2 protein-coding genes are annotated in these 10,079 nt (G+C 63.6%); both read right to left on the bottom strand.

What is annotated here, in order from left to right; translation table 11 throughout:
- A partial coding sequence (locus FNJ47_RS41135; RefSeq protein WP_163161893.1) for a beta strand repeat-containing protein occupies nt 1–7,880 on the bottom strand: 7,880 nt, incomplete at its 3' end.
- Between the two features lie 85 nt (nt 7,881–7,965).
- Nucleotides 7,966–9,309, bottom strand: coding sequence for an autotransporter strand-loop-strand O-heptosyltransferase (locus FNJ47_RS41130; protein ID WP_163161891.1), 1,344 nt, complete (start codon nt 9,307–9,309; stop codon nt 7,966–7,968).
- Nucleotides 9,310–10,079 lie beyond the last annotated feature (770 nt).

The following is a 10,079-nucleotide window of genomic DNA, read 5'->3' as shown; positions in this document are numbered from 1 at the left end:
CCGCCGGCCAGCACGTTGAGCGTTCCGCCGGCTGCAACGAACGTTCCCGTGCCGGCCGTGCCGCTGATGGTGCCCTGGATGACGCCGCCGGACGAGACGTTCTCGATGCCGCCGCTGGACACCACGACCGTATTGGACGTGGTCCCCATCACGTTGAGGGTGCCGCCTGCGGAGACCGTGGTCCCGACTCCGTTGGAGGATGCCGAGACCAATCCTCCCACCAGCACATTTTCGATGCCGCCGCTGGAAATGAAGACGTTGCTGGTGACGGTGCCGCCAAGGTTCAGCGTGCCACCCGACAGGGCGATGTCGTGCGCCGTTGCGCCGGCGGAAACATTCAAGGCACCGCCGCTCGAAACGCCGATGAAGGAGACGGCGCCACCCGACGAGACATTCAACGTGCCGCCCGCGGAAATGCCGGTGCCGGATCCAGCCGCACCGCTGACGATGCCGCCGGCATAGACATTCTCGACGCCGCCGCTCGCGACGTAGGACTGACCGAGCTCCTTGCCGTAGACGTTGAAGACACCGCTGCTGGTCACGCCCACGAAGGTTGCCGTTCCGCCGGCCAGCAGATTGAGCGTCCCACCGGAAACCCCGGTCCCCGATTGCGGAGAACCGCTGATCGTGCCGCCCGAATAGACGTTCTCCACACCACCGCTGGAAACAGCGACGCTGCTCAGCACTGTCCCGCTGACATTGAACGTGCCGCCGCTGGAAACGATGAGATGCGCCGCCGTACCGCCTGCGAGCAGGTTCACGGTGCCGCCGGAGATAAAGGTTCCCGAGCTGGTCGCGCCGGTGATCAGACCACCCGAAGAGACGTTCTCAATGCCGCCCGCGAACACCGTCGTCTGGCTTTGGACGGTGCCAAGCACATTGAGCGTGCCGCCGCTGGAAATAAACAGATTGTCGGCCAGGCCGCCCGAAAGCACCGTGGCCGAGCCGCCATTCGACACTGTCGTGCTGGTCGCATCGCCGCCGGACGAGACCTGCAACTGACCACCACTCGACACGATCGTGCTGATCGTCACTCCGCTGTCGAACTCGATTCCGCCCTGGAGAACCGTGTTCAGGGCGGTGCCGCCCGACTGCACGGTCAAGGTCTGGCCACCACTGATCACCAGTCCGGAGCTGACCTGGCCATTGCTGACGACGATGTTGCCACTGGTCCCGCCACTGCTGGCGACCAGGAAGATATCGGTGCCGCCGCCGTCAGCGGCGCTGCCGAACTGCGTGCTGAAGGTCTGGCTTGGATTGAGTTGGATCGTCAGCGTGCCGTGGTCGTTGGTCGCGATGTCAAGGACGTTGCCGGCGCCGAGACCGACGCTCGTGATCTCCGCCATGCTCACGCCCGTCAGATTGATCGTATCCGTGACGGCAAACCCGGAGATGACCGTGGTCGGCATCGCCGTGCCGTCGATCTCGAGCTTGCCGTTGGCGCCGACAAACACCACCGATCCGGCTTCGGCGGCGCCGCCGCCGAGATCGGCCGTGCCGCCGGAAATCGTCAGCACACCACCAGCCATGATTTGCGTGTTCGACGTGGTGCCGTGGGACAACACGATCTCGGTGCCGCCGCTGGACACGGTGGTACCGATGTCAACACCGCCGGAGAGCACGTTCTCGATGCCGCCAGATACAACCGTGACGTTGGATGTGATCGTGCCGGCCACATTGATCGCACCGGATCCGGAGAAGGTGAGGTTGTGTGCCGAAGCCCCGGCCAAAATGTTGAGCACGCCACCGGAAAGCAGAGCGGCATGGTCGAACTCGGCACCCGCACTGACGTTCACCGTGCCGCCTGAAATACCCGTACCGCTGCCGGGGATGCCGGTGACGACGCCGCCGGACAAGACGTTCGCGGTACCGCCGCCGTAAACACCCATGTTGTGGAGCATCGTGCCGGCAATATTGACGATCGCCCCGCTCGATACGCCGATATTGGTAGCCGAGCCGCCGGCCGAGATATTCACCACGCCGCCAGCGGACACACCTGTCCCGTTACCCGTGCCGCCGCTGATCAGCCCGCCCGACATGACGTTCAGGACACCGCCGCTGCTGACCAGGATATGGTCGGCCTTGCCACCGGACAGAATATTGATCGTGCCGTTATCGCCGGTGAAAGTGCTGGCGTTGCCTGTTGCATAACCGCCAGAGGAGACGGTCTCGGTCCCTCCGGAGCCGATGAAAACATGGCTGAGCGTCGTGCCGTCCACGATCAGCGAACCGCCGCTTGAAACAGATATATCGTGCCCCGGAAGGCCGCTGGAGGATACGGTGTAGGTGCCGCCGCTGCCGACGAAGATGCCGCCGCCGCTGAGAATGTTCTCGCCTGAAACGGTACCACCGGCGAAAATCGCCAATTGCCCGCCGCTTCCGATGGTCGGATTGAGGGCAACGCCGCCCGAAACCGTCAATATCGCCAACAGGCCGGGAGAGTTTGCGCCGGATACGGTTGCCGAGATGCTTTCGCCCCCGGCGAGGACGTTCTGGTTGGAGCCGGACAGAATCTGGGCGCCGCTATCCACACCGCCGCTGATGATGGACTCGTAACCGCCGGACAGGATCGTTCCGGTGGCGCTGCCGCCGGCCGAGCCGGCATTGCTGCCAAAGGGCGTCAGACCGAGGTCAAGGAATCCCTGGCTGGACACGACAGTACCCGTCGCGGTGCCGCCGCTGAGCACGGTGAGGCCGCCGAAGCTGCCAACCTGGGTTTGCGATGCCGCTCCGCCGGAGGAAACCGTCAATACGCCGTAGCTGCTGTTGTTGGATCCGGCGATCTGCGCGGAAATGCTGACGCCGCCTGCCGAAACGGACTCGTTGCCAGCCAGGATCGCGGCGCCGGAATCGACGCCGCCGCTCTTCACGGCTTCGAAGCCGCCGGACAGAATCGTGGTGCTGGTTGCACTGCCGCCATCGATCTCCATGTAGCCGGCAGAAGCGACGGTTGCACTGAAGGCGCTGCCGCCGGACAGATATATGCTACCGCCCGTCTCCACCGTCGCGCTCGACGTCACGCCGCCGAAATAGACCACCTCGGAGCCGGCGGAAACGATGGTGCCAATCGCCGTGCCGCTGTCGTTCTCGACGCCACCGTCGATGACGGTGTTGGTCACCGTGCCGCCGGCCAGTACCGTCAGCGTCTGACCGTTGCTGATCACCAGGCCCGTGCTGGTCTGGCCGTTGCTCACGGTAATATTACCGCCACCGCTGCTGACAAGGTAGATGTCAGTGCCGCTGCCGTCCGCGCTGTGGCCGAACTGGTTGGCAAAGCTCTGGCCCGGATCGAGCTGAAGGTTGAGCGTGCCGTGATCGTTGGTCGCGATCTTCAGCACGTTGCCGGCGCCGAGCCCGACGCTAGTGATCTCCGCCATGCTGACGCCGGTCAGATCGATGGTGTCGCCGATGACCAGGCCGTTGACGACCGTCGTCGGCATCGAAATCCCGTCGATCTCGAGCTTGCCGCCGGCGCCGGAGAAGATCACCGTGCCGCTTTCGGTCGATCCGCCGTTCAGATCGACGATGCCACCGGCCGAGATCATGACCGTGCCGCCCGACGAGACCTGCGTGTTCGACGTCGCGCCGAGATTCATGGCTGTCAGCAAACCGCCGCTGGAGACCTTGGCGCCGATGCTGAGGCCACCCACCAAGAGCACCTGGTTGCCGCCAGACAGAATAGTGGCGCCGGAGTCGACGCCGCCTCTGGAGATGGCCTCGAATCCACCAGACACGATCGTGCCCGTCGCGCTGCCGCCGGCCGATCCGGGAATGCCGTTGAACGGCCCCTGGCCGAGCTGGAAGTAGCCGCCGCTCAGCACCGTCGTGCTGGTCGCCGTGCCACCGGTCAGCACTGTCATGCCGGCTGAGCTGGAGATCGTCGTTGCGGATGCTGCGCCGCCCGAGGCGACTAGTGCGCCGCCGCCACGCGCGCCGTCGCCGGCCAGCGTGGTGGACACCGCAAGACCACCGGAGTTCACGTTGATCTGACCGCCCGACACCGTCGTGTTGCTGGCCGTTCCGCCGGCCGCACCGCCCTGTCCCTGGAACGGCGGGATGCCGAGTTGCAGGAAGCCGGCATCACCGACAATAGTGCCCAGCGCCGTGCCGCCCGACAGCACGCTCTCCATCCCATTCGCCGTGAGGGTGATGGCGGAGGTCAGGCCGCCCGACAGCACGTCGAGGATCAGGCCGGTACTCACCGGATAGCCGCTCACGACAGCGCCGGGACCCACCTCGAGGTTGGTGCCGCCACCGAACGTCGTGTTGGAAAGCTGCGAAACGGACGCCCCGCTGACGAGCTCAACGGCGCCGAAATTGTTGACGAAGACGCCGCTGAGCGACCCGCCTGAGAACAACTTCAGCAGACCACCATTGACCGTCGTGGCGTTTGCCGCCCCACCGGAAAGAACATCGAGTTCACCGCCGCCGTTGATATTGGTGCCGTTCGCCACGCCTCCGGACGAAACGGTTTCCAGGCCGCTGTAGAAGATGTTGATGTTACTGGTCGTGCTTCCCGCGAGATTGAGCCGGCCACCGTAGTTCACGTTGACATCATGCGCGGACGCGCCGGCCTGCAGGTTCAGGATGCCACCGCTGTTGACGGCAGCTTCGCTCACCGTGCCGCCCGAGGATGCATTCACGGTGCCGTTGACGTTGACCGTGGGAAAACCGGACGGATTGATCGATCCGCTGATGGCGCCGCCGGAAGAGACGTTCAGCGTGCCGCCGCCCGTCACGAACACGTTGCTTGTAGCCGTGCCGAGAAGGCCGAGCGTTGCCCCGCTCGAGACGGTTAGATCGTGAACGGTGGCGCCGGTTGCGATAGCGGCCGAGGCTCCTGACGACAGGGTAAAGAACTCGGACAGGCCTCCGGAGGAAACGTTGAGCGCGCCTCCCGACAGCGTGAAGAACTGGGCGTTGCCGCCTGAAAGTACGTTCAGCGCGCCTCCCGATACGGCGAAGCTCTGCACGCTGCCGCCCGAAGATACGTTCTCCGTGCCACCGGAGTAGATCGTCGCGTTGCTGGTCTGAGACCCCGCGAGATTGAGGACACCACCGCTGCTGACGCTGATGTCGTGGATCGTCCCGCCATTGTCGACCGCGACCAGACCGCCGCTATTGATCGTGAAGAAGGAGAACTGACCGCCCGCGGTCACGCTGACTGTGCCGCCCGAGACACTCGTCCCGCTGCCGGGTGCACCGGTCTCGACGCCGCCCGAAAAAATCTCGACGAGGCCGCTCGAATAGACCGTAACCTGGCTTGTCACCGTTCCGGCGATGTTCATCGTTCCGCCCGAAGACACGGCGAGGAAGGACGCCGCGCCGCCCGAGGACACGTTGAGTGTGCCGCCCGCATAAACCGTGGAATGCCCGAGCGTAGCGCCGACCAGAACGTTGAGCGTGCCGCCGGAAACCCTGGTGCCCGAACCGGTGACGCCGTTGGCGTTGCCGCCGGCAAGGACGTTCTCGGTGGCGCCGGAGAACAGGAACGTGTTGCTGGTGATCGATCCCGCAACGTTGAGCGTGCCGCCGCTCGACACGGTCAGGTCATGCGCGACGCCGCCGATGTCGATATTGAGCTGGCCGCCACTGCTGACCGTCGTGCCCTGTTCGGTACCGAACACGTTCTCGGTGCCGCCGCTCAGCACGGTGCCGACCGCAGCACCGCCCGAGAGAACGTCGAGCGTCTGCCCCGCACTGATCACGAGGCCGCTGGAGGTCTGGCCGGCGCTGACCTTGATGGCCGAGCTATCGATGAAGGTGATGTCCGTCCCCGCGCCGTCGGTGGCGCTGCTGAACGTGCCGCTGAACGTGTCTCCGGGCGAAAGCTGCAGGTTGAGCGTTCCATGGTCGCTGGTCGCGACCGCCAGAACATTGCCGGCACTCAGGGTGATGCCGGTGATGTTTGCGGCACTCTCACCGGTCAGATTGATCGTATCTCCGATGGCGAATCCGGAGATGACGGTGCCCGGCATGGCCGTGCCATCGATCTCAAGCTTGCCGCCCGCGCCGGCAAAAATCACCGACCCTGACTCGGCCGCTCCTCCGCTCAGGTCAACCGTGCCTGCGCCGGAAATCGTGACGGCACCACCGGACAGGATCTGCGTGTTCGACGTCGTGCCATGGGCGTAGACGTTCTGCTGGCCGCCGCTGGATATCGTGGTGCCGATATCGATGCCGCCCGACAGCACATTCTCGATGCCGCCGGAAACGACGGTGGCGCTGGACGTGATGGTGCCCGCCACATTGAGGGTGCCGGACCCGGAAAACGTCAGATTATGCGCAGTCGCGCCCGAATTGATGTTGAGCACGCCACCGGAAAGAAGCGCCGCATGATCGAGCTCGGCGCCCGACATCACGTTGACGGTGCCGCCGGAAATGCCGGTGCCGCTGCCGACGAAGCCGGTGACGACGCCCCCCGACAACACGTTCTCGATGCCACCGCTGTAGACCGCCTGATTGCGGAGCACGGTGCCGGCGATATTTGCGGTGCCGCCGCTCGAAACGGCGAAGAAGGCGGCCGAGCCGCCAGCAAGGATGTTCAGGGTGGCGCCGGCCGACACGCCCGTGCCGGACCCGGACTGACCGCTGATCAGGCCGCCCGAGTAGACGGTCTCGACCGCGCCGGCCGAGATGCCGACATTGCTCAGCGTCGTGCCGTAGACGTTCAGCGCACCGCCCTGCTTGACGACGACATGGTCGGCCTGGCCGCCGGACAGAACGTTGATGGTTCCGGAGTCGCCGGTAAAAAGGCCGCCGCTGCCGCCGCCGCTTCCGGTGATGAGGCCGCCCGACAAGATGTTGACCACGCCACCACTAGCGACGAAGAGATTGCTCGTGACGGTACCGGCGACGCCGAGGACCGCGCCGCTGTTGACGGACATATGGTCGAGCGTGCCGCCCGACAGCACGTTGACTTGCCCATTGTCAACGTTGTTGCTGCTACTGCCGAGCGCCGTCTCGATACCGCCGGAGGCGATGGTCTCGATGGCGCCCGACTTGATGAAGACGTCGTGCAGCGTCTGGCCGGCCGAAACGGTGAAGAGCGCGCCGTTTTCAAGCGTGACGTGGCCGCCGCTCAGAACGGTCTCGCCGATCACCGTGCCGCCGCCCGCGATGTCCAGCACACCATTGCTGCCGACTGTGGTCCCGCTCGCGACGCCGCCGTTCGACACGAATTGGGCGGCAAAGAACCCGGAACTGTTCGCGCCGGAAACCGTGGCCGAAACGCTGAGACCGCCGCTCGAGATATTCTGGTTGCCGCCGGACAGAATCATGGCGCCGCTGTCGACGCCACCGCTCGAAATCACCTCGTAGCCACCCGACAACGTCGTTCCGGTGGCGCTGCCGCCGCTCGAAATGAACAGGCCGCCGGAAATCCCGACCGTCGTGTTGGTCGCCGAGCCGCCCGAGGAAATCGCGACGTTGCCGTAGGAGCCCGCGCCGCCGGTGACGGTCGTCGAGACCGCCAGCCCCCCCGTCTGGATGCTGACACCACCACCCGACACGACCGTGCCGCTTGCGGTCCCGCCGGCGAAAACGGCCGAACCGTTGCCGGGGTTGAATCCCAGCGCCAGAAAGCCACCGGCGTCGACAACGCCGCTGATGAGCGTCGCACCACTCAGGACGGTCTCGGCACCGCCCTGAGAGATGGTCGTGCCCGAAGCAACGCCGCCGGAGTCCACCTGCTCCTGGCCGCCATTGTAGACGATCGTCCCGGTCGTGGTCCCGGAGTCGAATATGAAGCCGCCGCTCAATTGCGTGCCAACGGCGCTGGCGCCGGGATCGATGATCAGCACGCCGCCATTCAGGACGGTATCGCCGCTTTCAGTGCCGGAAGATACGGTAACGGTCACGCCGCCGGAAATCGTCTGCATGGCTCTGCCCCTGGGCCAGGATAAAATTCATTTGTCGGATTGGGTCGCCGATGCCGCGTCGTCGGGCATCGACGTCGTCTACGCGCTACACCTTGGCGCGAACCGGAAATCCCGGTATTCGCTGGATAATTTGCTTGACGTGATCGGCCGTAATCAGCCGCGTACATTCGAATTGCCGGGGTGAATTGGCATGCCGCGGGCACCACAGAAAATCCTTGTGGTCGAAACGCACCCGCGGATCGTTCCAGCAACTGTTGCACGCGTGAAAATTGACAATGCGGTACGGTGTTTCAAATTCGTTGGTCGGATGGGTGAACCCGCTGATCATCACGACCGGCGTCCCCGAGGCCCATGCAAGCCAAGACAGGCCGCTCGACAGGCCAATGAAGAAGTCCGCGTGCTTCAGGTAGCGAAACCGCTCGGCCAGCGGCTTGTCGCCGGTCTCATCCTCGGCACCGTTCGGAATGTGATTCCAGATCAACTGGGTGCCGTGCGTGGCCTTCTGATCGATGCAGACCACCCGGTAGCCGGCCGCCTTCAGGAAATTGACGATCTCACGCCAGCCATGCGGGTTGTTCCAGTATTTGCTTTGCGTCGTGCTCTGAACCGCGATGCAGACGTAAGGTTCGGCAATCGGCCTCTGATCGTCCTTGATGACGATGCGCGGCCGCTGCTCGGTCGGATCGACACCCAGAATATAACCCGCGGTCCGGTGTAGCCCGACATGGCGAAAATCGGTCGGCTGATAGACGCAATCCTTGTCGTCGAAGAACAAGCCAACGCTGTAGGTCGCGTAATATCGCTCCGGCTTGACCTCTTCGTGGGTGATGAACTCGATGTCCGGATAGGCGTCGCGGAACAGCTCAGCCAGCGGCGCCCCCATGGCGCAGCTCAGCTTGCAGCCATGCCTGTCCTTGAACTTCACGGCGTAGGGAAACCATCCCATCGTGTCGCCGAGCGTCCCGACCGGAAACTGGATCAGGACAGCGCGATCTTTCGCTGAGTATTCATGGTCAAGGACAGTTTCGCCCTGCTGGGAAACCTCGATTCCGAAACGGATGTAGTAGCGCTTGCTGCTGTTGACATAGCCGCCGGCGAATTCCGTCTCGAACAGCACGTTACCGGTGTCGAGATCGCGAATCCTCACCTTCCAGGGATGCTCGCCATGCGGGCAAACAATTCGCGCACCGTCATTGAAGTCGAACCGCACACCCTTCGCGCCATCCAACGTCGGCGTTGACGCCGGTGCCGGATAAGCACGCTTTTGCTCTCCCGATGTTGCGGCAGATTCCTTTGGCTTGCTGTCTGTCGGATTGGTGTCGGATTGCGCGTCAGGATCTTGCGCAATCTTTTCAACGCTGGTCGAAGAAGCCCCACTGGCAAGCTCAATCTTGCGATCGGTGCTGTGCACCGGGACAGCAATATTCATTCCAGCACGCCTCTAAAAAAACTTCGATGAAAAACCCCCGCAACATCCAGTAACTTGACAGCCGAGTCAACAACCTCCAACCAGCCGTCAGACCTTTTGTTGAATCGTCATAATAGCGAGCACCTGCAGGACATCCGCTGCTCGATCACAGTCGTTACAACTTGCCGTTGTGTCGAGTGCGCCGCGAGGTTCTGACCCTTGGAACTGCTTCCATCCGAAATGCGTTTGCATCCCTTCTGCCCCTGACGCGCTGAGAGAGATGTCTTGCAAATGCAGCCAATTTGCAAATGCAGCCAATTTGCCCCCTCAAAAACATTTGTATACATTTGACCGGCGCCTGCTCCGCGACGCCGTTATCCCCGATTGGCGAACGGTCGCAAGTAGCAACGCCACGCGGAAACCGCATCGCGAGAGGCCGGGGTGTCGGCTTGCTTCGATACGCGGTGGCCCGCCTGGCCTCAAGCGATCAACCCTCCTTCTCCGTAGAACTACTGACGCGCATTGGTAAATGGTCTGACCGGATGACTCCCGGCGCGTCGAGATCGGCACTGCCCTTGGAATAATTCGGCAGTTGGTCCGGCTTGAACAGGGTTCACATGCTGTCCGCAATCAATCGCGATTGCCCTTCGGCTGATGCCGCAGTGTCCTTGATAAGGAAACATGCTACGGGGAGCCATGAGCGATCTCATTCGACTTCGATACAACACGATGGCCCACGAAACGCCGAACGGCGAACTGAAGTGGCGCGTCATTTTGGAGGCCGGCTGCGG

Source organism: Bradyrhizobium uaiense (assembly GCF_010811875.1).
In the GTDB taxonomy this organism is placed as follows: domain Bacteria; phylum Pseudomonadota; class Alphaproteobacteria; order Rhizobiales; family Xanthobacteraceae; genus Bradyrhizobium; species Bradyrhizobium uaiense.
The sequence above is the reverse complement of the archived record's forward strand: the minus strand, read 5'-3'. Positions and strand labels throughout refer to the sequence as shown.

Bases quoted from the DNA above. Each gene is read 5' to 3' on its own strand.
- FNJ47_RS41130 (WP_163161891.1), bottom strand. From the start codon at position 9,309: ATGAATATTGCTGTCCCGGTGCACAGCACCGATCGCAAGATTGAGCTT.